Here is a 20,297-nt window from a genome sequence, read left to right as displayed (position 1 = left end):
GAGCTTGCTCCCGCTGGGTTGCGAAGCGACCCCAAGAATCTTGCGACTGCTTCTCAGCCGAGCGGGAGCAAGCTCCCTCGCCACGGGCATCATGACAAAGACTTGCGTTTGGCCGCCTCGGCACAGATCACCCGCCGGCGCTCATCATCCGCCGAGCGCCATTCGCGGATATCTTCCACGTGCCGGAAACAGCCGAGGCAGACCTTCTGCTCATCCAGCTTGCACACGCTGGTGCAAGGCGACGGAACGGCGGGGCTGACGTTGCTGTAGAGCGGCTTGGGTGGCCGCGCCGGGGCTGGCTGGCTCACGCGTTCACAGTCCTTCGAATTCGAGCTCAGCGCCCGCCTGCTGCTTGACGATGCGTTCGAGCATCTCGCCCAACTGCTCTTCGCTCTTGTCGCACATCCAGCGCTCGCTTTCCTCGTCATAGTCGAAGTGAAAACCACCGGACACCGCCGCCAGCCACAACTGCCGCAACGGTTCCTGGCGGCTGAAGATCAGCTGGCTACCGTTCTCGAACTTGACGGTCAGTACACCAGCGGAGCTTTCCAGGTCGATATCCATGTCGCTCTCGTCGAAGATATCTTCCAGCGTTTGCTGGGTCGCATCGACCAGGTCGTGGAAACGGGCTTCAGTCAAACTCATTGCGGCAACCTCGAAAATGTCTGCTCATGCTCAAGCGCCGCAAGATACGGACGCTTCCCGGCGATTGCAAAGGATATACCGGTTGAGACAACCAGCGCCGCCGGACGGGCGCCCCGTTGCATAGGCAAGCTGACGGGTGGCCGGTATACTCCGGCGCAATTAACGCATTTTCAAGGATTTCGCCATGAAGCGCCTGATCTCTTCCCTTGCTGCGCTCGTCGCGGTTGCCTGCCTTGTGACAGCCTGTGGTCAAAAAGGTCCGCTGTACCTGCCTGATGACAGCAAGTCCCCTGAAGAACAGGCCAAGTCGTCGCAATCCAAGTCACACGCGCACGACACCCACACCACTTACTAAGGGACCGCCATGGACGCTTTTAACTACCGTGGCGGGGAGCTGTTCGCGGAAGGGGTTGCCCTGTCCGCGATAGCCGAACGTTTCGGCACGCCGACCTACGTCTATTCCCGTGCCCATATCGAAGCCCAGTACCGCACCTTCGCCGATGCCCTCGAAGGCATGCCGCACCTGGTGTGCTTCGCGGTAAAAGCCAACTCGAACCTGGGCGTGCTCAACGTCCTGGCGCGCCTTGGCGCCGGCTTCGACATCGTATCCGGTGGCGAGCTGGAGCGTGTGCTGGCCGCGGGTGGCAGCGCCGACAAGATCGTTTTCTCCGGTGTCGGCAAGACCCGCGAAGACATGCGCCGCGCGCTGCAAGTCGGTGTGCATTGCTTCAACATCGAATCCACCGACGAGCTGGAGCGGTTGCAGGTCGTCGCCGCCGAGCTAGGCGTGCGCGCACCGGTTTCCCTGCGCGTGAACCCGGACGTCGATGCTGGCACCCACCCGTACATTTCCACTGGTCTCAAGGAAAACAAGTTCGGCATCGCCATTGCCGACGCCGAGGACGTGTACGTACGTGCAGCCCAGTTGCCGAACCTGGAAGTGCTCGGCGTCGATTGCCATATCGGCTCGCAACTGACCACCCTCGAACCGTTCATCGATGCCCTCGACCGCCTGCTGGCGCTGGTCGATCGCCTCGGCGATTGCGGCATCTACCTGCGTCACATCGACCTGGGCGGCGGTGTCGGCGTGCGTTATCGCGACGAAGAGCCGCCATTGGTGGCCGACTACATCAAGACCGTGCGCGAGCGCCTCGAAGGCCGCGACCTGGCATTGATGTTCGAGCCCGGTCGCTACATCGTCGCCAATGCCGGCGTGCTGCTGACCCAGGTCGAGTACCTCAAGCACACCGAGCACAAGGATTTCGCCATCGTCGACGCGGCCATGAATGACCTGATCCGTCCGGCGCTGTACCAGGCCTGGATGGATGTCACCGCGGTGCGCCCACGCGATACCGCGGCCCGCGCCTACGACATCGTCGGGCCGATCTGCGAAACCGGCGACTTCCTGGCCAAGGGTCGGGAGCTGGCGCTGGAAGAAGGCGATCTGCTGGCCGTGCATTCGGCGGGTGCCTACGGGTTTGTCATGAGTTCCAACTACAACACCCGCGGCCGTTGCGCCGAGGTGCTGGTGGACGGTGATCAGGCATTCGAAGTGCGCCGCCGCGAGACGGTAGCCGAGCTGTTTGCCGGCGAAAGCCTGTTGCCGGAGTAATACCATGCTGCTGCGTTTTACCAAGATGCACGGCCTGGGCAATGACTTCATGGTCCTCGACCTGGTCAGCCAGCACGCGCACATCCTGCCCAAGCATGCCAAGCAATGGGGCGACCGCCACACCGGCATCGGCTTCGACCAGTTGCTGATCGTCGAGGCGCCGAACAACCCGGACGTGGATTTCCGCTACCGGATCTTCAATGCCGACGGTTCCGAAGTGGAGCAGTGCGGCAACGGTGCGCGCTGCTTCGCCCGCTTCGTGCTGGACAAGCGCCTGACTGCCAAACGGCAGATTCGCGTCGAGACCAAAAGCGGCATCATCGAACTGGATGTCCGCAGCGACGGCCAGATCGGCGTCAACATGGGCGCCCCACGCCTGGTTCCGGCGGACATTCCGTTCCAGGCACCGGCCCAGGCCCTGAGCTATACCGTCGACGTCGACGGTACGCCGGTGGAACTGGCGGCGGTGTCCATGGGCAACCCCCATGCCGTGCTGCGGGTGGATGATATAAACAGTGCGCCCGTGCACGAACTGGGGCCGAAGATCGAGCATCATCCGCGCTTCCCGGCGCGGGTGAACGTTGGCTTCCTGCAGGTCATCGATCGGCATCGCGCGCAACTGCGTGTCTGGGAACGCGGCGCCGGGGAAACCCAGGCGTGCGGCACCGGCGCCTGCGCTGCCGCCGTCGCCGCGATCAGCCAGGGGTGGATGGATTCGCCATTGCTGATCGACCTGCCCGGCGGGCGCCTGTCCATCGAATGGGCAGGCCCTGGCCAACCGGTGATGATGACCGGCCCGGCCGTACGCGTATACGAAGGACAAGTTCGTCTTTGAGTGAGCCAAACCATGACCGATAAGCCTCAGGTTCCAGCCCCGCAGCCCGACGAATCCCCGAGCCAGAACCCGGAAGCCGCAGCCGTGGCCGCTTACCTGGAGGCCCATCCGGACTTTTTCGTCGAGCATGAAGACCTGCTTTCGACGATGCGCATTCCCCACCGGCGCGGCGATACCGTGTCGCTGGTGGAGCACCAGATGAAGATCCTGCGCGAACGCAACATCGAAATGCGCCACCGTCTTTCGCACCTCATGGACGTGGCGCGTGACAACGACCGGCTCTTCGACAAGACCCGTCGCCTGATCCTCGCGTTGATGGACGCCAGCACACTGGAAGACCTGGTGATGAGCGTCGAAGACAGCCTGCGCCAGGATTTCCAGGTGCCTTTTGTCAGCCTCATCCTGTTTGGCGACAACGCCATGCCGGTGGGGCGCTGGGTGACTCACGCCGAAGCGCAGACCGCCATCGGCGGCCTGCTCACGGAAAACAAAAGCGTCAGCGGCAGCCTGCGCGAACATGAGCTGGATTTCCTGTTCGGCGAAGAACAACGCAAGCAGATCGGCTCTACGGCCGTCGTCGCCATTGCCCACCAGGGCGTGCACGGCGTGCTGGCCATCGCCAGCCGCGATCCGCAGCACTACAAGAGCTCGGTCGGCACATTGTTCCTGAGTTATATCGCCGAAGTCACCGGCCGCGTGCTGCCACGGGTTGCCGGTTCGCTGCGCTCGGTACGCTGACGATGGAGCGGCAACTGGACGCCTACTGCGAGCACCTGCGCAGTGAGCGCCAGGTGTCGCCCCACACCTTGTCGGCGTATCGCCGCGACCTCGAAAAGGTGCTGGGCTGGTGCCGGAAACAGAATATCGGCAGCTGGTCGGCCCTGGATATCCAACGCCTGCGCAGCCTGATTGCCCGCCTGCATCAACAAGGGCAATCCTCCCGCAGCCTGGCGCGACTGTTGTCGGCGGTGCGCGGCTTGTACCAGTACCTCAACCGTGAAGGCCTTTGCGACCACGACCCGGCCACCGGCCTGGCACCGCCCAAGGGCGAGCGTCGGCTGCCCAAGACCCTCGACACCGACCGCGCCTTGCAATTGCTGGAGGGCGCCGTCGAGGATGACTTCCTCGCGCGACGAGACCAGGCAATCCTGGAGCTGTTCTATTCCTCGGGCCTACGGCTTTCGGAACTGACCGGGCTGAACCTGGAACAACTGGACCTGGCCGACGGCATGGTTCAGGTGCACGGCAAGGGCAGCAAGACCCGGCTGCTGCCTATCGGTCGCAAGGCCCGCGAAGCCTTGGACCTGTGGCTGCCGCTCCGGGCAATGGCCAACCCGGCCGATGATGCGGTCTTCGTCAGCCAGCAAGGCCGGCGCCTCGGGCCGCGAGCGATACAATTGCGGGTCAAGGCTGCCGGTGAGCGCGAACTTGGGCAGAACCTGCATCCACACATGCTGCGACATTCGTTCGCCAGTCACCTGCTCGAATCGTCCCAGGACCTGCGCGCCGTCCAGGAGTTGCTCGGCCATTCGGACATCAAGACCACCCAGATCTATACCCATCTGGATTTCCAACACCTGGCGACGGTCTATGACAGTGCCCACCCCAGGGCCAAACGCATCAAGGGCGACGAATCATGACCATCGAACTCATCACTTTCGACCTGGACGACACCCTGTGGGACACCGCCCCGGTGATCGCCAGCGCCGAAGCCGTATTACGTCAGTGGCTGACCGATAACGCACCGGACCTGGGCGACTTTCCGGTGGAGCGCTTGTGGGCGATCCGCACACAAGTGCTCAGCGAAGAGCCGGACCTCAAGCACCGCATCAGTGCCTTGCGCCGACGCGTGCTGTTCCGGGCGCTGCAAGACGCCGGCTATGACCAATGGCGGGCTTCGGAGCTGGCAGACCAGGGATTCGAGGCCTTCCTGCATGCCCGCCATCAATTGGAGGTGTTTCCCGAGGTGCAGCCGACCCTGGAATTGCTCGCCAATGATTACGCCCTTGGCGTCGTCACCAATGGCAACGCCGACGTGCGGCGCCTGGGGCTGGCGGATTACTTCAAGTTCGCCCTGTGCGCCGAGGACATCGGCATCGCCAAGCCCGACGCCCGGCTGTTTCACGAAGCCCTGCAACGCGGCGGCGCGACCGCGCAGACTGCCGTGCACATCGGCGATCACCCGGGCGACGACATCGCCGGCGCCCAACAGGCCGGCCTGCGCGCAGTGTGGTTCAACCCGACAGGCAAGGCGTGGGACGCCGACCATGCGCCGGATGCAGAAATCCGCAGCCTGACCGAACTGCCGGGGTTATTGGCAGGATGGCATAACCCGCGCTGAGCCCCCGACAACCACAACGCCGCCTATGTGGGAGCGAGCCCGCTCGCGAAGACGGCGGCACATCCCACATCGATGCCAACAGACCCACCGTTATCGCGAGCAGGCTCACTCCCACAAGGGCCCGCCCTGGACACCTGATCCGCACCCATGAAAAAGCCCGCAGCGACGGCGGGCTTTTTCAGCAAGCAAGGGCAGATACTCAGATCGGGCGGCTGCCGTACTTGTTGTCAGGCTTCTTGGGCGGATCGGCGACCACATTGGCCTCCACTTCCTGCACCTTGCCACCTCGGGCCAGGAATTCCTCCATGGCCTTGGCGAGCGCATCACGCTCCTTGTTCTTGGCCTCTACGCTCGGCAACTCGTCGACCGATACCGCCGCCTTGGCCTTGCCTTTGGCGGTCGGGACCGGAACATCGGCACCGTCATCGTCAGCGACGTCTTCAGCCGCCGCTTCCAGGCCTTCTTCGGCCTCGTCTTCATCACCTACTTCGAGGTCGTCGTTTTCCAGATCATCGTCGCTCATGTTCTACCTCATGACTTGCGAAAAGCAGATTAGTTATAGCCCAGCTTCGCCATCTGTCGAAGGCTGCCAGAAAAAATTCAACATCCGCCAACCATCAGCGGTCATGCCCCTTCACCGTACAAGGTGGCGAGGACTTTACGAGTACCGCCATGATCACGGTGCTCGCCCAGATAAACACCTTGCCAGGTGCCCAACGCCAACCGTCCCGCCGTCACCGGAAGACTGAGCTGACATCCCAGCACGCTGGCCTTGAAGTGCGCCGGGAGGTCGTCCAGGCCTTCGTCGTTGTGCTCATAGTCGGCGGTTCCTTGTGGGATCAGCCGATTGAAAAATCGTTCGAAGTCTCGACGTACCGCCGGATCGGCGTTCTCGTTGATGGTCAGCGAGGCCGAGGTGTGCTGCAGCCACAGATGCAACAGACCGACACGACATGCCTTGAGTTCAGGCAGGCCGGCGAGCAACTCGTCCGTTACCAGATGAAAGCCCCGGGGCCTTGCCCGCAGGGTTATCAGCGTCTGTTGCCACATACAGTTCTCCGCACGTTCGGCGCGCATTCTAGCGCGCTCTGGGAAAAAACAAAGGGCCTAATATTCCTGCTTTCCTGTAAGTCTTTGGCGGTAGAAAAACCCGTGTCGCATACACAACAAAAGGCGTCGGAAAAACCAGCACGCCCTGTGAGCAATGACAAACTCCAGACAAAAAAATGCCCGGCGAACCGGGCATTTTTTTATTGGAGCGCGATTACAGGTTGTAACCACGTTCGTTGTGCTGGGCCAGGTCCAGGCCCACGGCCTCTTCTTCCTCGGAGACCCGCAGACCCATGACGGCGTCGAGGACCTTGAGGATGATGAAGGTGACAACCGCCGTGTAGATCACGGTGAAGCCTACGCCTTTGAACTGAATCCACACTTGCGCACCGATATCGGTCACGGTGCCGAAGCCGCCCAGGGCTGGCGCTGCGAACACACCGGTCAGGATGGCGCCGAGGATACCGCCGATGCCATGCACGCCAAAGGCGTCCAGGGAGTCGTCATAGCCGAGTTTGCGCTTGAGGGTGGTGGCGCAGAAGAAGCACACCACGCCCGCCGCCAGGCCAATGACCAGGGCGCCCATCGGGCCCACGGTGCCGGCCGCCGGGGTGATTGCAACCAGGCCGGCCACGACGCCCGAGGCGATGCCCAGTGCGCTTGGCTTACCGTGGGTGATCCACTCGGCGAACATCCAGCCCAGCGCGGCGGCTGCGGTGGCGATCTGGGTGACCAGCATCGCCATGCCGGCGGTGCCGTTGGCCGCGACGGCGGAACCGGCGTTGAAACCGAACCAGCCCACCCACAACATGGCCGCGCCCATCAGGGTGTAACCCAGGTTGTGCGGCGCCATCGGCGTGGTCGGGAAGCCTTTGCGCTTGCCCAGCACCAGGCACGCCACCAGGCCTGCGATACCGGCGTTGATGTGGACCACGGTGCCACCGGCGAAGTCCAGTACACCCCAGTCCCACATCAGGCCGCCGTTGCCGGACCAGACCATGTGCGCAATCGGCGCATACACCAGGGTGAACCACACGCCCATGAAGATCAGCATGGCGGAGAACTTCATCCGCTCGGCGAACGCGCCGACGATCAGGGCCGGGGTGATGATCGCGAAGGTCATCTGGAAGGTAATGAAGACTGCTTCAGGGAACAACGCCGCCGGGCCGGTGATGCTGGCCGGGGTGACGCCCGCCAGGAACGCTTTGCCCAGGCCGCCGACGAAGGAGTTGAAGTTGACGACGCCCTGCTCCATGCCGGTGGTGTCGAACGCGATGCTGTAGCCATAGATGACCCACAACACGCTGATCAGACCGGTAATGGCGAAGCACTGCATCATCACGGAAAGAATGTTTTTCGACCGAACCATGCCGCCGTAGAACAGCGCAAGGCCGGGAATGGTCATGAACAGAACAAGAATCGTGGCCGTCAGCATCCAGGCGGTGTCGCCGGAATTGAGGACTGGGGCTGCCGCTTCTTCTGCCATGGCCAGGCCAGGCATTACGAAGGACAACAGGGCTCCTAGCCCTGCGAATTTACGCAGAGTCATATTGTTTTCTCCTGGGGCGTTGGGGTTTGGCGGCTTAGATAGCGTCGGTATCGGTTTCGCCGGTACGGATGCGGATAGCCTGTTCCAGATTGACCACAAAGATCTTTCCGTCACCAATCTTGCCGGTGTTGGCGGCCTTGGTAATCGCCTCGATGACCCGATCAAGATCCTTGTCGTCGATGGCAACGTCGATCTTCACCTTGGGCAGGAAATCGACCACGTATTCCGCGCCGCGGTACAGCTCGGTGTGACCTTTCTGCCGACCGAAGCCTTTGACTTCAGTGACGGTAATGCCCTGCACGCCGATTTCGGACAGCGACTCGCGCACGTCGTCCAACTTGAACGGCTTGATGATGGCAGTGACTAGCTTCATGAAACTCTCTCCCGAATTGGTGGACTTGCCCCAGGAAAACAAACCCGACTCAAGTCTAAGCGCAGTGCCTGGCTTTGTAACGCGTCGTCGGCCCAAGTTGCCCGACTGGCGCCAGCTGACTACTCCTGACGAAACTCCCCGCTCCGCCTGCTGCACTGCATTCGTCACAGCGACTGCATCAGTGCATGGGTCATCAGCCACTAAGCAGAAAGCTTGCCATCTGTGCCCAACCCCCCGGATTTCAACCCCCTTGACCACCGCGCCCGCCCGGCACGCGCCACGAACCGGAGCGATACGCACAACAACGGTGCGGTGGCGCCCGGCACAGTGCGCGAAAAGCGTGCATCCGCGCCTGGCAAATTGACTATAGACCCTGCGTGATACACTGCCCGTCATCGTTTCCAGGACACCTGCCATGCTTGCCCCCAAAGATCTCCTCGACGCCCTGAGCGGCCACGCCTCCCGTCTGTTGAGCGGCGACACCCCCCTGCCCAAAAGCGAAATCGAAAGCCAGTTCAAGGCTTTATTGCAAAGCGGGTTCAGCAAGCTGGACCTGGTCAGCCGGGAAGAATTCGACAGCCAGATGGTGGTGCTGGCCCGAACTCGGGCGCGGTTGGAGAGCCTGGAGGCGAAGGTGGCGGAGTTGGAGGCGCGGCTGAATCCACCTGCGGAATAACGCGTACTTCTGAAGGCATTACCCGGGGCCGCGATTTTTGGTTTTTTACTTGCGGCCATCCCAATAGCGGGAAACTTTCTCTCGCCCTTTCTCTTCCGGATGAGTTCGGCGCATCAGCCGCGACGGCCATCTTCGCGAAAAATCCTACAAAATCTTCCTAAATTCGTCGAATACGCGAACTTTATCCAAAATCCCGTTAAAGCTTCCCTGGCATTCGCCGCTAAATCTTCGTAATGGAATGCGCTAACGAGCTGGACTTTGCGCAAGTCGGACTTTCAACGAATGGGGTCGACGCGAAGTAACCGGAATGGACATGCAGCCAGCATCAAGGCTGTAAACCGGGCAAGGCGGACAGCTGTCCGTCGTGCGACATACGAACATGTCAAACAGGTAAAACGGCATGCAATTGAAAAAACGCAGCGTCGCGGCTTTGGCCGTCTGCTCCCTGTTCGTCGCTGGTGCGGCGCAAGCAGGTCCATTGATCCGGGTAACCGTCAAAAACCTCGGCAATGTAGAGGCCAAGTACTCGGTCATCGGCAATAACGAAGCCCTCACCAACGCCAATGCACAACCCAAGCCCGAGGATACGATCAAACCGCAGCAGTCCAGCTCCTTTGAGGTGCGAGATCAACGCAACCCTGCCATTGCCACCGCGGTCATCCGCTATAGCGTCGACGGCAAAACTTGCGTGTTCAGTACCTTTTACAGCAACCCCAAGATACCTAAATGGACGAAAGATGCGCAGAGCAGCAACGGAGCTCGCTGCACGGCGGCAATTACTTCGGTAAGCGCGTCCGACCATTCGTGGACCACCGAATTCACGATCAGGTAAACCCCGGCAGGTGTGTCCAGGGCGGCCATACGAGGCGGCCCTGGCCTTATCAAACGCAGCGCACAAACCGCACTGCAATTGAGATACGGAGATAAAACAATGGATGGTATCAACGGTGCACGTACGCCCTACGCAACAACCTTGAAAACCACCTCAAGCCTTCTAAAACCTACCGACTACAAAGCCGGCCCCGGTCTGACGACCGAGGTGCAACCCAGCGCCCTGAAAGACAATACCGATACCGCCCAACTCTCGCCGCTTGCACAGATGCTCAGCGACGCGGCGGTACGTGCAGCAGAACGGGACGCCAGTAATGACCGTACTGGCTTGGCGTACATTGCCAAGCGAGTCACGCAAGACATTTACAGCCCTGTCTTCCAAAGAAACAAGCAAGTTAACGACGCCGAGGTGCCGGCGTCGGACGATCCGCAGCGGCTGGAACAGGCTCGACAGGCGACGAACCACCTCAACAACAAGGGCGCCAACCCTTTTCAGGATCTGTCCCTCGAGCAACTGACGTTGATCGTCTACGACGACAGTGGTGACTTTACCGTCAATGAACGCAGGGCCGCTTGGAGCGCGGCCCATGATTTGGAATCCGCATGGGCCAAGTCAGTGTTTTACAAGAGCATCGGGGAGCAAGAGCGCAATGGGTATGTGTCCCCGCAGCACTTCCAGGACACTCTCAATCATTACAAGAACCTGCCGCCCATCATGGAGGCACAAGTCTTCGGCGACTACGAAGCCGATTACAACCAAATGATCAAGAGCGCCGAACTTGCCAAGGCGCGGAAGATAAGCGGCAGCGACGACGGAATGCCCCCATGGCAATCGTTGCTTGAGCTGATGCTGGCGCAGCAGCAGAAAGACAAACCCGAAACGCCCGCGACAGACGCTTGAGCAGGCTTCGACCGTCCCCCTTTCCACGAAAGGGGGCTCGCTCAGGATGGAAAAGGAATGCCTGAACACCTCCCTCCGGAGCGTTTGTGTCAGTGCCATGGATATGGCTCATGCTGGATTTCCTATACAGTCAGGAAAAATCCTACAAAAACCGCCTAAATGTATCGATCAGGCGCAAATTATCCAGAAACCGATTAAAGCTTCCTTGCCGCTCGCCGCTAAATCTTCGTAATGGAATGCGCTAACGAGCTGGACTTTGCGCAAGTCGGGCCCTTTCAACCAAAGGGGTCGATGCGAAGTAACCGGAATGGACATGCAGCCAGCATCAAGGCTGTAAACCGGGCAAGGCGGACGGCTGTCCGTCGTGCGACATACGAACATGTCTAACAGGTAAAACGGCATGCAATTGAAAAAATGCAGCGTCGCGGCTTTGGCCGTCTGCTCCCTGCTCGTCGCTGGTGCGGCGCAAGCAGGTCCATTGATCCGGGTAACCGTCAAGAACCTCAGCAGCGCGACGGCCCAGTATTCGTTCCAGGGCAACAACGAAGCCCTCACCCACGCGAATGCGACACCCAAGCCTGCGGATACGATCAAGCCGCAAGAATCTTTTAACTTCGTGGTGCGGGACCAGCGCAACCCAGCGATTGCCACCGCAGTCGTCCGCTATGGCGCCGACGGCAAAACTTGCGTGTTCAGCACTTTTTACACCAACCCCAATCTGCCTAAATGGACCAAAGACGCGCAAGCCACCGGCCGAGTCCGCTGCAACGCGACGATTACCGCAATAAACGCGTCCGATCACTCGTGGAACATTGAGTTCACGATCCAGTAAAGGCCGGCCAGGTGTGTCTTGGAGGATAAGTCCAAGGCAGCCCTGGCCTGATCGAATGCATTGCGCTTACAGCGCACTGCAGCTTAGAGATGGAGAAAAAACAATGGATGGTATCAACGGCGCACGCCCTCCCTACGCAACGAACCTGAAAGTCACCGCAGGCCCGGTAGAACCAACCGACAAGGTCGGCACCAGCCCGACGAGCGAGGTGCAACCCGGCGCCTTGAGCAGCAATACCACCACCCAACTCTCGCCAATGGCACAGCTGCTCAGCGACGCGGCAGCACGCGCTGCGGAGCGGGACGCCAGCAACGACCGCGCAGGCCTGGCATACATTGCCCGGCGAGCCACGCAAGATTTCTACGTCCCCTACTCCGCAAAAAACAAGGAAATTCGCGACGCCGAAGTGCCCCCCTCGGACGATCCGCAGCGCCTGGATCAGGCGCAGCAGGCAACGAACTTCCTCAACAAGAAGGGCGTCAACCCGTTCCAGAACCTTTCCAACGAGCAACTGACGCTGATCATCTACGACGACAGCGGTGACTTTACCCACAATGAACGCAGAGTGGCATGGGAAGCCTATACCGACTCGCACGCAGCCTGGGCCCTCACAGTCACCAATAAGCTGATGGACGAGTATCACCGCAACGGGGATGTATCCCCGGAGACCATCAGGGATGTTCTCGATTACTACAAAAGCCTGCCCCCCATTCAGGAGTCTCTGATGCTCGGCGATTACGAAGCCGACTTTACTCAACAGATCAAGAGCGCCGAATTGGCCAAAGCGCGGAGGTTAAGTGGCAGCGACGAAGGAATGCCCCCATGGCAATCGTTGCTTGAGCTGATGCTGGCGCAGCAGCAGAAAGACGAACCCGAAACGCCCGCGACAGACGTCTGAGCAGGCTTCGACCCTGAACCCCTTACCATGAAAGGGGCTCGCTCAGGATGGACAACGAATGCCTGAAAATCCCGCTCCCGAACTGATCCGCGTACAAAGCATGAGCCATATCCATGGCACCGACGCGACCGCACGCGCCACCTTGCGCGATGTGTCGCTGACCATCAATGCAGCACAGAGCTGCGCCATTATCGGCGCCTCGGGATCCGGCAAAAGTTCCCTGCTCGGCTTGATCGGCCTGCTTGACCAACCTTCGACCGGGCAGGTCTACCTGGCTGGCCGCGACATGACCCAGGCAAGCGCTGACGCTCGCGCGATGATGCGCAACCGACACATCGGCTTCGTCTTTCAGAGCTTCAACCTGCTGCCACGCCTGGACGCCCTGGACAATGTCGCGCTGGCGCTGCTCTACCGCGGCATATCTCGCCAGGCTGCCCAGGCAGCCGCGCGGCGCCAGCTATTGCAGCTCGGTCTGGGCGAACGCCTGCATCATCGCCCGGCACAGTTGTCCGGAGGCCAACGCCAGCGCGTGGCCATCGCGCGAGCGCTGGTGGGAGAACCGGCCCTGCTGCTGGCCGACGAACCCACCGGCAACCTCGACAGCCAGACCGCCAGCGAGGTCATCGAACTGCTGCTGGCGCTCAATCGGGAGCGGGGCGTCACCCTGATAGTCGTCACCCACGACCCGGACATCGCCAAGCGCATGCAGCGCTGCCTGCGGATCAGCGAGGGCCGCCTGTGGGAAATGCCTCATGACTGAGTCGACTCGCTACGGACCGTTGCCCTGGCAACTGCTGACCGAGGCCCTCGACAGCCTGCGCCGCCTGGGACGACGAGCCTTGCTGGCATTGCTGGGTATCGCGGTTGGCTGCGCGGCGGTAGTTGCGCTGCTGAACATTGGCCATAACGCCCAAGCCCGGAGCATGGAGGTATTCCAGGCGATGGGCAGCGACCTGCTGGTCGCGGACGTGAAGCCGGCCTCGAACAAGGGAGTGCCGGGGCATGCCCCGACCAATCTCGATAACCAGGCCCTTCGCGAGGCGTTACCTGAGGTGCTGGCGGTCAGCGCCCTGAACCTGGCCTCAGTGCACGCAAGCATGCGTGGGCGACCGCTCAACACCCTGCTGGCCGGGGTCGACCCGGAAATAGCCTCGGTGCTTGGCCTGCAGCCGGAGCAAGGACGATTCCTCAGCCGCTACGATGCCCAGAGCACCCATGCAGTGCTCGGCGCAACCTTGGCCGCTCAGCACGCCCCCGTCGCGCTGGGTGATACGTTGCAACTGGCCGGCTATCTGTTTCAGGTGATCGGCATACTCCACAGCCATGGTCAAAATCCCCTGCTGCCGCTGCCCATCGATGACAGCATCCTGGTGCCGATCGAGAGCATGCGCCGCCTCGTTTCCGCACCGCAAATCGGCACTGTGCTGGTGCGCAGCAACGAAGGCGCGGACTCACAAACCCTAGCCCAGAAACTGCATGACTATCTGCTGACATCCTTGCCCGGTCGGGAGATCGACGTGCAGGTCCCGCAGCGGTTACTCGACGGTCTCGCCCAGCAATCGCAGTTGTTCTCCTGGTTGCTGGCAGGGTTGGGGGGAATTTCGCTCTTGGTCGGTGGCGTCGGCGTGATGAACATCATGTTGATGAACGTCGCCGAACGCCGCGGCGAAATCGGTGTGCGCATGGCACTGGGTGCTCGCCCGCGGGACATCGCCTGGCTGTTTCTGCTGGAGGCCATGGTGCTGACAGTCGCCGGAGCGTCCACCGGTGCTCTGCTCGGAGTGGCAACCGGCTGGTTGTTCGTCGTGCTGTCAGGCTGGATGGATTTCACGCTCTCGCCCCTTTCACTGCCGCTGGGCATGGGCGGTGCGCTGCTCACGGGGTTGCTCTTTGGCCTGAGCCCGGCGCTGTCCGCCGCGCGTCTGCAGCCGGTGCAGGCGCTGCGTGATGATTAAAGCCTGGGCGGTTGCCTTGCTGCTGACGCCGCCCAGTGGGGCGGTGCTGGCAGATACAGCGCTGTCACCGTCACAGGCGACTCGGCCAGGCGCTCCCTCCGCGGCTGTCGCCAGCGCCTCGCTCAAGGCCCATGGCATCAACCTGACCCTCAGCGATGCGATCTACCTGGGACTGCGCGACAACCGCGCCATTCGCAGCGCTTACCTGGAACGGATCGGCCAGAAATTCGCTTTGCGCGTGGCCGAGGACCGCTTCAGCCCCAAGCTGTTCGTGCGCGGCAGTTACCTGTCCAGCCATAACCAGCTCGATCGCTATCGGCAAGGCGACATCGCACCGGTTTCAACCCTGCTCACCCCTTACGGCACGCGCGTCGGCCTGGGCTGGACCTGGCGCCAGACCGATGCCGACAGGGCGGGACTGACACGCAATGACGGCGCCAATATCACGATCATCCAGCCGCTGCTGCGCGGCGCCGGCCGCGATGTCGCCACCGCCCCAGTACAACTGGCGCGCCTGAGCGAGCAGGTCAACCGCCTGGCGCTGAAAGACCGGGTGGCGCAGACGATCACCCGGATCATTACCGCCTACCGCACGCTCCTGCAGGCTCAGGAACAGCTGAACATCTCCAGCAACGCCTTGGCGCGGGCGCACCAACTGCTCGGCGTCAACCGGGCGATGATCGACGCCGGGCGCATGGCCGCGTTCGAGATCGTCCAGACCGAGGCCGAAGTCGCCAACCAGGAGCTGAGCCACGAAGACGCCCGCAACCAACTGGAAAACACTCGCCTGGCATTGTTGCAACTGCTTGCGCTGGACCTCGACACTCCAATCATTGCCAGCGAGGCCATGCAAGCCGCGCCCCTCGACATCGACACTGCGCAGGCCGTGCGCCAGGCCGAAGCATTGCAACCGACCTACCTCATCCAACTGATCGCCGGCCAGCAGGCCCGGATAAACAGGGTCGTGGCACGCAACGAGCGCCTATGGGACGTATCGCTGGTCGGCGGCGGCGGTCAGGTCCGTGATCGCAACAATCTCCACGGCAGCACCCGAAGCTGGGAGAACTACGTGGGCGTGCAGGTGGAGATTCCGATCGGCGACCTGGGCGCCCGCCAGGCTGAAGTCCAGGCCCGGGTCGACGTGGAGAACCAGCAGGTCCGCACGCAAGAGGCTCATCAGGAACTGCAGCGTGGCGTGACCAACGCAGTACGCGACATCGGCGCGCGCTGGCGACAGTATCAAATCGCCCGGCGCGCCGAGGAGCTGTCCCAGCGAAAGCTGGACATCGAGCAAGAAAAACTCACCGTGGGGCGTTCGAGCAACTTTCAGGTTCTCAGCTTCGAAAATGACCTGCGCATGGCGCAGAGTGCCCGATTGGCCGCACTCATCAGTTACCTCAACGCCCAGGCGGAACTGGATCAGACCTTGGGCACCACCCTGCAAAGCTGGGACATCGCGTTGAATGACTAACCCCATCACACTCAAGCCTGCATTGCTCTTTTTCGGATTGGGCGCGTTGATCATTATCGCGTTGCGCTGGCCGCCGGCGCCCGCAGGCACCCGCGCAACGACAAGCACAGCGCCTGACTGGGTGCATATCGAACCGCGATTGCTGGAAAGCCGGCTGGGGCTGATCGGACGTATCCAGGCCGTCAACCAGGTTACCTTGACCGCCCCGTTTGATGGCTTGCTTGCCGAGGTGCGGGTACACGAAGGACAACGGGTCGAGAAAGGCCAGGTGCTGCTGACGCTGGACCCCGCGCAATTGCAGATCCAGCTGCGCCAGGCCCAGGCGCAACTGCTCAAGGCACAGCGCGAGGCCCGCCGCTTGCAGCATTGGAGCAAAGGCTCCGAGGTCAGCAATGCCCGACGGGCTCTGAACAATGCCAGGCAGAGCCTGGCCGCCAGCGAAAGTAACCGGCGTGACACGCAAGCGTTGTTCGAACGTGGCATCGTCGCGAGAATGGAACTCGAAACGCTGGAGCAGCAGGTGCGCAGCGACCAGCAACAGCTCAGCGCGGCAACCGAGGAACTGGCCACGACACTGGCGTACGGCCAGGGCGAGGAACGCCATATCGCCGAGATGGAGCTGGCTAACGCGCAGGCGCATCACCAGGCGTTCGAAACGCTGTATGCCCGCCGAGAAGTGACGGCGCCGGTGAGCGGTTATGTCGTGCGACCTGTCATGCCGGGTGACGGCCAACCGGTAGCGGTGCAACCTGGCGTGGCCGTGAGCCGGGGCACGCCGTTGCTTGGCGTCATTGGCCTGGACCGTTTCCAAGCCCTTGCTCGCGTGGATGAAACCGACCTGTACCTGTTACGTGAGGGCATGCCAGTGCAAATCACTGGTGATGGATTCGCCGGTGAACTGAGCGGCCGCATACTGGCCATCGGAATCCAGAACGAGGCGGCCGACCAGCAGGACACAGGCGCGCGCTATAAGGTCCAGGTGTCAATTGATACGGCCGTCGCCGATTTCGACCCCCCGCTGCGGACCGGTATGAGCGCGCGTCTGGCAGTGATTCTGTACCGCGACGAACAGGGTATCGCCGTACCACCGCACGCCCTTCGCCGCGATGAGTCCGGTGCCACCTACGTGCTGTACCGGGCGACAGCACAAGCCCGCCCCGAGCGCGTAATGGTCAGCGCACGTACAACAGTCGCGGAAGGCGTGGTCGTGCAGGGGCTTACGCCCGGGTTTGTCGAGGTGCCGGGTTCATAAAACCGCGGTGGAACCGGGCACGAGCGGCGCTGATTCAACTCTGGCGCAACATTTTGCCAACCTTTTGTCATCGATCGCCATAACCAAACGCTCCCTCACAACTAACCTTCAAGAACCGCAGGATGCGGTCCTCTCTACCACTCAAGGAACGATTCATGTCACTCGCCATCGTTCACAGCCGCGCCCAGGTCGGCGTCGAAGCACCCGCTGTCACCGTCGAAGTCCATCTGGCCAATGGCTTGCCGTCGCTGACCATGGTCGGCCTGCCGGAGGCGGCGGTGAAGGAAAGCAAGGATCGGGTGCGCAGTGCGATCATCAACTCGGGGCTCAGCTTTCCGGCGCGGCGCATCACCCTGAACCTGGCGCCGGCGGACCTGCCCAAGGACGGCGGGCGGTTCGACCTGGCGATTGCCCTTGGCATCCTGTCGGCCAGCGTGCAGGTGCCGACGCTGATGCTGGACGACGTCGAATGCCTCGGCGAGCTGGCGTTGTCCGGGGCGGTACGACCGGTACGCGGGGTGTTGCCCGCGGCGCTGGCGGCACGCAAGGCTGGACGCATGCTCGTGGTGCCTTGGGCGAATGCCGAGGAGGCCTGCCTGGCGTCGGGACTGAAAGTGATCGCGGTGAATCACCTGCTCGAAGCGGTGGCGCATTTCAATGGCCATACCCCGGTCGAACCCTTTGTTTCCAACGGGCTGCTTTCGGCCAGCAAGCCCTACCCCGATCTCAGTGAAGTCCAGGGCCAGGCCGGGGCCAAGCGCGCGTTGCTGATCGCGGCAGCAGGAGCCCATAACCTGTTGTTCAGCGGCCCGCCCGGTACCGGCAAGACGCTGCTGGCGAGCCGTTTGCCAGGGTTATTGCCACCCTTGGCCGAAAGCGAGGCCCTGGAAGTCGCGGCGATCCAGTCGGTCGCCAGTTGCGTGCCGTTGAGCCATTGGCCGCAGCGTCCGTTCCGTCAGCCGCATCATTCGGCGTCCGGCCCGGCGCTGGTGGGCGGTGGGTCCAAGCCGCAACCGGGAGAAATCACCCTTGCTCATCATGGCGTGCTGTTTCTGGATGAGTTGCCGGAATTCGACCGCAAGGTGTTGGAAGTGCTGAGAGAACCGTTGGAGTCGGGGCACATCGTGATATCCCGCGCCCGGGACCGGGTGCGCTTTCCGGCGCGCTTCCAGCTGGTGGCGGCGATGAATCCCTGCCCGTGTGGCTATCTCGGCGAGCCCAGCGGTCGTTGCTCCTGCACACCGGACATGGTGCAGCGTTACCGCAACAAACTGTCCGGCCCGCTGCTCGACCGGATCGACTTGCACCTGACCGTGGCCCGGGAAGCCACCGCACTGAACCCCAAGAGCGAACCGGGGGACGACACCGCCACCGCCGCCGAACGGGTGGCCGATGCCCGTGAACGCCAGCAAGCACGCCAAGGCTGTGCCAATGCGTTCCTGGATCTGCCGGGCCTGCGCCGGCACTGCAAACTGTCCACGACCGACGAAGCCTGGCTGGAAACCGCTTGCGAACGGCTGACCCTGTCGCTGCGAGCCGCCCATCGCCTGCTCAAGGTCGCCCGGACGTTGGCCGACCTTGAGCAAGCGGAGCGAATCAGCCGCGAACATCTGGCCGAAGCCCTGCAGTATCGCCCCGCCACGGTTTGAACCGCTTACGGCTTGCTTAGGTCCACCAGCGGGGCATCGCGCACCTCGGTTTTCCGATCGCCCTGGATGTCATCAATGCGCTTGAGCGCCTTGTCAACGGCAGCCTTGTCCGCCAACAGGCTGTAATGGATCTGGAACTGCTTGCGCTCTTTCGGCGCGATGGTCGGCACCAGGCCCAGTGGTCGCTGATAACGACGGTTGTAGGAGAAACTGGTGCCCGGCTCGAGGCCGGTCACGTAGCCCTGGCCTTGGGTATCGGTGTTTTTCCACAGGGAAAATACCGGAAGCGTCCCGGTGTTGAAGCCCACCGATACGCCGAGGCTACCGGCCTTGTTGTGCAATACGGTCAGCGTATCGCCCTTGGCGTCGGCATAAGGCACGACGTTGTAGACGGTTTCGTCGTAGTCCTTGGTTGGAGCACGGTAGGTTTGCCAGTCTTTCAGGTCGCCCTTGGCCTTGTCGTTGAACGGCGACACCTGTTTGACCGGTGCTGCGAAGCGCGCATCCTGCTCCAGGAATGGCGTACTGAAGTTGCTGTGATAGAGCGCCTGGTATTCCTTCGGATAGTCGCCGTTGTTGGTCAGCGTGTCGCTGAGCGCGAAGGTCACGCTGCCGGGTTCGGTGACCAGTTCGGTCTGCACCGAAAAGTCGACTTTCTTGAACGCCTGCTCCTTCAACTCGCCTCGCAGGGTAATCGCGTAGGGCGGCTTTTCATCGATGTGCAGGGTGACTTTGTTCGCCGGGATATTGGCCGCGCGGCCGTGCAAGGTCAGCAGCTCGCCATTGTCCATGCCCGGATGACCGACCCATTCGTAGCCGCAGCGGGTGACCAGCTCGTTGAATCCTTCCAGCCAACCCAAGCCGCCCCGGCCATTGAGCTCGATGAATGCCGGATTGACCACTTCGTTGACCGGCGAATCCCACCCCATACGGACATCGCCGACCGAGGCCTGCAGCACATTCATGCCGCGGGTCGGGACGACAGAGAGTTTCATCGTGCCGTTGTCGATATCGACGATGCTGACGCCTTCCTGGCGACCGCCATGCAGGGTGCGCATCGTCACGGAAAACGGTTTGTCGGTCTTCACACCGAGCTGCTGACTGGTGATTTGCCAAGGCTGTGCGGCCTTGTCGGTATCGAGCAGGACATAATCCCAGGCCATGGCGTGGGAGGCAGCACCGAGGGCGCTGAGGGTAACGAGGAGTTTGAGCGGAGTCATGGAAACGACCTTTTATTGGAGTTGTGCGGTTTTTATAGACTTGAAGAAACGTTTCAGCAAGCCGAAAAACAGCAATCAACCGCAAAAATGAAGGCGACTACAGGATTAGGGAGATTTTTGTGGGAGCGAGCTTGCTCGCGAAAGCGGTGAGTCAGTTGATAGAGAGGCGGCAGGAAGGCCGCCTTCGCGAGCAGGCTCGCTCCCACA

At 61.8% G+C, this 20,297-nt stretch carries 23 protein-coding genes; 16 read left to right on the top strand and 7 right to left on the bottom strand.

Features of this window, described 5'->3' with window-relative positions:
* Nucleotides 1–89: 89 nt before the first annotated feature.
* Both J3P89_RS00615 and cyaY read right to left on the bottom strand, forming a co-directional pair.
* Complete coding sequence (locus tag J3P89_RS00615; RefSeq protein WP_305497964.1) at nucleotides 90–308, bottom strand: DUF1289 domain-containing protein; 219 nt, start codon at nucleotides 306–308, stop codon at nucleotides 90–92.
* Nucleotides 309–312: 4 nt separating this feature from the next.
* Entirely contained in the window at nucleotides 313–645 is a 333-nt protein-coding gene (gene cyaY / locus J3P89_RS00610; protein WP_434696450.1) for an iron donor protein CyaY, read from the bottom strand.
* A 184-nt stretch (nucleotides 646–829) separates the two neighbouring features.
* On the opposite strand from cyaY, the gene lptM reads away from it, so the two are divergent.
* Genes lptM through J3P89_RS00580 form a run of 6 tightly spaced genes read left to right on the top strand, consistent with a single transcriptional unit; the run spans nucleotide 830 to nucleotide 5,433 of the window.
* Nucleotides 830–1,000 carry an LPS translocon maturation chaperone LptM gene (gene lptM, locus J3P89_RS00605; RefSeq protein ID WP_047226132.1) on the top strand — a complete coding sequence of 57 codons (171 nt, stop codon included), beginning with the start codon at nucleotides 830–832 and terminating at the stop codon, nucleotides 998–1,000.
* Between the two features lie 9 nt (nucleotides 1,001–1,009).
* Nucleotides 1,010–2,257 carry a diaminopimelate decarboxylase gene (gene lysA, locus J3P89_RS00600; RefSeq protein ID WP_434627154.1) on the top strand — a complete coding sequence of 416 codons (1,248 nt, stop codon included), beginning with the start codon at nucleotides 1,010–1,012 and terminating at the stop codon, nucleotides 2,255–2,257.
* A 4-nt stretch (nucleotides 2,258–2,261) separates the two neighbouring features.
* Nucleotides 2,262–3,092, top strand: coding sequence for a diaminopimelate epimerase (dapF, locus tag J3P89_RS00595; protein WP_305497961.1), 831 nt, complete (start codon nucleotides 2,262–2,264; stop codon nucleotides 3,090–3,092).
* A gap of 12 nt (nucleotides 3,093–3,104) precedes the next feature.
* The gene (locus tag J3P89_RS00590; RefSeq protein WP_305497960.1) at nucleotides 3,105–3,830 is read left to right on the top strand and encodes a DUF484 family protein; all 726 of its coding nucleotides are present in this window, start codon (nucleotides 3,105–3,107) and stop codon (nucleotides 3,828–3,830) included.
* Between the two features lie 2 nt (nucleotides 3,831–3,832).
* A complete protein-coding gene (gene xerC, locus J3P89_RS00585) occupies nucleotides 3,833–4,732 on the top strand; it encodes a tyrosine recombinase XerC (RefSeq protein WP_434696449.1) in 900 nt (299 codons plus the stop codon).
* A complete protein-coding gene (locus J3P89_RS00580; RefSeq protein ID WP_305497957.1) occupies nucleotides 4,729–5,433 on the top strand; it encodes an HAD family hydrolase in 705 nt (234 codons plus the stop codon). Before xerC ends, J3P89_RS00580 begins: the two co-directional genes overlap by 4 nt.
* A 199-nt stretch (nucleotides 5,434–5,632) precedes the next feature.
* Here J3P89_RS00580 and sutA read toward each other — a convergent pair whose 3' ends face one another.
* From sutA to glnK, 4 genes are all read right to left on the bottom strand, one after another.
* The gene (gene sutA / locus J3P89_RS00575; protein ID WP_007941277.1) at nucleotides 5,633–5,956 is read right to left on the bottom strand and encodes a transcriptional regulator SutA; all 324 of its coding nucleotides are present in this window, start codon (nucleotides 5,954–5,956) and stop codon (nucleotides 5,633–5,635) included.
* 101 nt (nucleotides 5,957–6,057) lie between these two features.
* Nucleotides 6,058–6,483 carry a secondary thiamine-phosphate synthase enzyme YjbQ gene (locus J3P89_RS00570; RefSeq protein WP_434570954.1) on the bottom strand — a complete coding sequence of 142 codons (426 nt, stop codon included), beginning with the start codon at nucleotides 6,481–6,483 and terminating at the stop codon, nucleotides 6,058–6,060.
* Between the two features lie 214 nt (nucleotides 6,484–6,697).
* Nucleotides 6,698–8,032 (bottom strand): ammonium transporter, encoded by a 1,335-nt coding sequence (locus tag J3P89_RS00565; RefSeq protein ID WP_305497956.1) that lies wholly within the window; start codon nucleotides 8,030–8,032, stop codon nucleotides 6,698–6,700.
* A gap of 34 nt (nucleotides 8,033–8,066) precedes the next feature.
* On the bottom strand, nucleotides 8,067–8,405 hold the full coding sequence (gene glnK / locus J3P89_RS00560) for a P-II family nitrogen regulator (protein ID WP_002555808.1): 339 nt from the start codon (nucleotides 8,403–8,405) through the stop codon (nucleotides 8,067–8,069).
* A 415-nt stretch (nucleotides 8,406–8,820) separates the two neighbouring features.
* Here glnK and J3P89_RS00555 point away from each other — a divergent pair, with 415 nt between their 5' ends.
* The 10 genes from J3P89_RS00555 to J3P89_RS00510 all read left to right on the top strand — a co-directional run bounded on the left by J3P89_RS00555 (nucleotide 8,821) and on the right by J3P89_RS00510 (nucleotide 18,870).
* Nucleotides 8,821–9,081 (top strand): accessory factor UbiK family protein, encoded by a 261-nt coding sequence (locus J3P89_RS00555; protein ID WP_434602221.1) that lies wholly within the window; start codon nucleotides 8,821–8,823, stop codon nucleotides 9,079–9,081.
* 400 nt (nucleotides 9,082–9,481) lie between these two features.
* Nucleotides 9,482–9,913 (top strand): hypothetical protein, encoded by a 432-nt coding sequence (locus tag J3P89_RS00550; RefSeq protein WP_434696447.1) that lies wholly within the window; start codon nucleotides 9,482–9,484, stop codon nucleotides 9,911–9,913.
* A gap of 99 nt (nucleotides 9,914–10,012) precedes the next feature.
* On the top strand, nucleotides 10,013–10,813 hold the full coding sequence (locus J3P89_RS00545; RefSeq protein ID WP_434696446.1) for a hypothetical protein: 801 nt from the start codon (nucleotides 10,013–10,015) through the stop codon (nucleotides 10,811–10,813).
* Nucleotides 10,814–11,213: 400 nt separating this feature from the next.
* Nucleotides 11,214–11,645 (top strand): hypothetical protein, encoded by a 432-nt coding sequence (locus J3P89_RS00540; RefSeq protein WP_434696445.1) that lies wholly within the window; start codon nucleotides 11,214–11,216, stop codon nucleotides 11,643–11,645.
* 103 nt (nucleotides 11,646–11,748) lie between these two features.
* Complete coding sequence (locus J3P89_RS00535; RefSeq protein ID WP_434696444.1) at nucleotides 11,749–12,543, top strand: hypothetical protein; 795 nt, start codon at nucleotides 11,749–11,751, stop codon at nucleotides 12,541–12,543.
* 100 nt (nucleotides 12,544–12,643) lie between these two features.
* Nucleotides 12,644–13,303, top strand: a complete 660-nt coding sequence (locus J3P89_RS00530) for an ABC transporter ATP-binding protein (protein WP_434698075.1) — start codon at nucleotides 12,644–12,646, stop codon at nucleotides 13,301–13,303.
* Nucleotides 13,296–14,498, top strand: coding sequence for an ABC transporter permease (locus J3P89_RS00525; protein ID WP_434696443.1), 1,203 nt, complete (start codon nucleotides 13,296–13,298; stop codon nucleotides 14,496–14,498). The genes J3P89_RS00530 and J3P89_RS00525 overlap by 8 nt, the downstream gene beginning before the upstream one ends.
* Complete coding sequence (locus J3P89_RS00520) at nucleotides 14,491–15,969, top strand: TolC family protein (protein ID WP_434696442.1); 1,479 nt, start codon at nucleotides 14,491–14,493, stop codon at nucleotides 15,967–15,969. The genes J3P89_RS00525 and J3P89_RS00520 overlap by 8 nt, the downstream gene beginning before the upstream one ends.
* Entirely contained in the window at nucleotides 15,962–17,221 is a 1,260-nt protein-coding gene (locus J3P89_RS00515; RefSeq protein WP_434696441.1) for an HlyD family secretion protein, read from the top strand. The genes J3P89_RS00520 and J3P89_RS00515 overlap by 8 nt, the downstream gene beginning before the upstream one ends.
* Before the next feature lie 155 nt (nucleotides 17,222–17,376).
* Entirely contained in the window at nucleotides 17,377–18,870 is a 1,494-nt protein-coding gene (locus J3P89_RS00510) for a YifB family Mg chelatase-like AAA ATPase (protein WP_434602234.1), read from the top strand.
* A 5-nt stretch (nucleotides 18,871–18,875) separates the two neighbouring features.
* On the opposite strand, the gene J3P89_RS00505 is transcribed toward J3P89_RS00510, so the two are convergent.
* The gene (locus J3P89_RS00505) at nucleotides 18,876–20,090 is read right to left on the bottom strand and encodes an aldose 1-epimerase family protein (RefSeq protein WP_434696440.1); all 1,215 of its coding nucleotides are present in this window, start codon (nucleotides 20,088–20,090) and stop codon (nucleotides 18,876–18,878) included.
* Nucleotides 20,091–20,297 lie beyond the last annotated feature (207 nt).

This window comes from Pseudomonas sp. Z1-14 (assembly GCF_051132005.1).
Lineage (GTDB): Bacteria > Pseudomonadota > Gammaproteobacteria > Pseudomonadales > Pseudomonadaceae > Aquipseudomonas.
The sequence above is the reverse complement of the archived record's forward strand: the minus strand, read 5'-3'. Positions and strand labels throughout refer to the sequence as shown.

Bases quoted from the DNA above. Each gene is read 5' to 3' on its own strand.
- lptM (WP_047226132.1), top strand. From the start codon at position 830: ATGAAGCGCCTGATCTCTTCCCTTGCTGCGCTCGTCGCGGTTGCCTGC.
- xerC (WP_434696449.1), top strand. From the start codon at position 3,833: ATGGAGCGGCAACTGGACGCCTACTGCGAGCACCTGCGCAGTGAGCGC.
- J3P89_RS00525 (WP_434696443.1), top strand. From the start codon at position 13,296: ATGACTGAGTCGACTCGCTACGGACCGTTGCCCTGGCAACTGCTGACC.
- J3P89_RS00520 (WP_434696442.1), top strand. From the start codon at position 14,491: ATGATTAAAGCCTGGGCGGTTGCCTTGCTGCTGACGCCGCCCAGTGGG.
- J3P89_RS00545 (WP_434696446.1), top strand. From the start codon at position 10,013: ATGGATGGTATCAACGGTGCACGTACGCCCTACGCAACAACCTTGAAA.
- J3P89_RS00565 (WP_305497956.1), bottom strand. From the start codon at position 8,032: ATGACTCTGCGTAAATTCGCAGGGCTAGGAGCCCTGTTGTCCTTCGTA.
- J3P89_RS00515 (WP_434696441.1), top strand. From the start codon at position 15,962: ATGACTAACCCCATCACACTCAAGCCTGCATTGCTCTTTTTCGGATTG.
- glnK (WP_002555808.1), bottom strand. From the start codon at position 8,405: ATGAAGCTAGTCACTGCCATCATCAAGCCGTTCAAGTTGGACGACGTG.
- J3P89_RS00505 (WP_434696440.1), bottom strand. From the start codon at position 20,090: ATGACTCCGCTCAAACTCCTCGTTACCCTCAGCGCCCTCGGTGCTGCC.
- cyaY (WP_434696450.1), bottom strand. From the start codon at position 645: ATGAGTTTGACTGAAGCCCGTTTCCACGACCTGGTCGATGCGACCCAG.
- J3P89_RS00555 (WP_434602221.1), top strand. From the start codon at position 8,821: ATGCTTGCCCCCAAAGATCTCCTCGACGCCCTGAGCGGCCACGCCTCC.
- sutA (WP_007941277.1), bottom strand. From the start codon at position 5,956: ATGAGCGACGATGATCTGGAAAACGACGACCTCGAAGTAGGTGATGAA.
- J3P89_RS00535 (WP_434696444.1), top strand. From the start codon at position 11,749: ATGGATGGTATCAACGGCGCACGCCCTCCCTACGCAACGAACCTGAAA.
- J3P89_RS00550 (WP_434696447.1), top strand. From the start codon at position 9,482: ATGCAATTGAAAAAACGCAGCGTCGCGGCTTTGGCCGTCTGCTCCCTG.
- J3P89_RS00580 (WP_305497957.1), top strand. From the start codon at position 4,729: ATGACCATCGAACTCATCACTTTCGACCTGGACGACACCCTGTGGGAC.
- J3P89_RS00510 (WP_434602234.1), top strand. From the start codon at position 17,377: ATGTCACTCGCCATCGTTCACAGCCGCGCCCAGGTCGGCGTCGAAGCA.
- J3P89_RS00570 (WP_434570954.1), bottom strand. From the start codon at position 6,483: ATGTGGCAACAGACGCTGATAACCCTGCGGGCAAGGCCCCGGGGCTTT.
- J3P89_RS00530 (WP_434698075.1), top strand. From the start codon at position 12,644: ATGAGCCATATCCATGGCACCGACGCGACCGCACGCGCCACCTTGCGC.
- dapF (WP_305497961.1), top strand. From the start codon at position 2,262: ATGCTGCTGCGTTTTACCAAGATGCACGGCCTGGGCAATGACTTCATG.
- lysA (WP_434627154.1), top strand. From the start codon at position 1,010: ATGGACGCTTTTAACTACCGTGGCGGGGAGCTGTTCGCGGAAGGGGTT.
- J3P89_RS00590 (WP_305497960.1), top strand. From the start codon at position 3,105: ATGACCGATAAGCCTCAGGTTCCAGCCCCGCAGCCCGACGAATCCCCG.
- J3P89_RS00540 (WP_434696445.1), top strand. From the start codon at position 11,214: ATGCAATTGAAAAAATGCAGCGTCGCGGCTTTGGCCGTCTGCTCCCTG.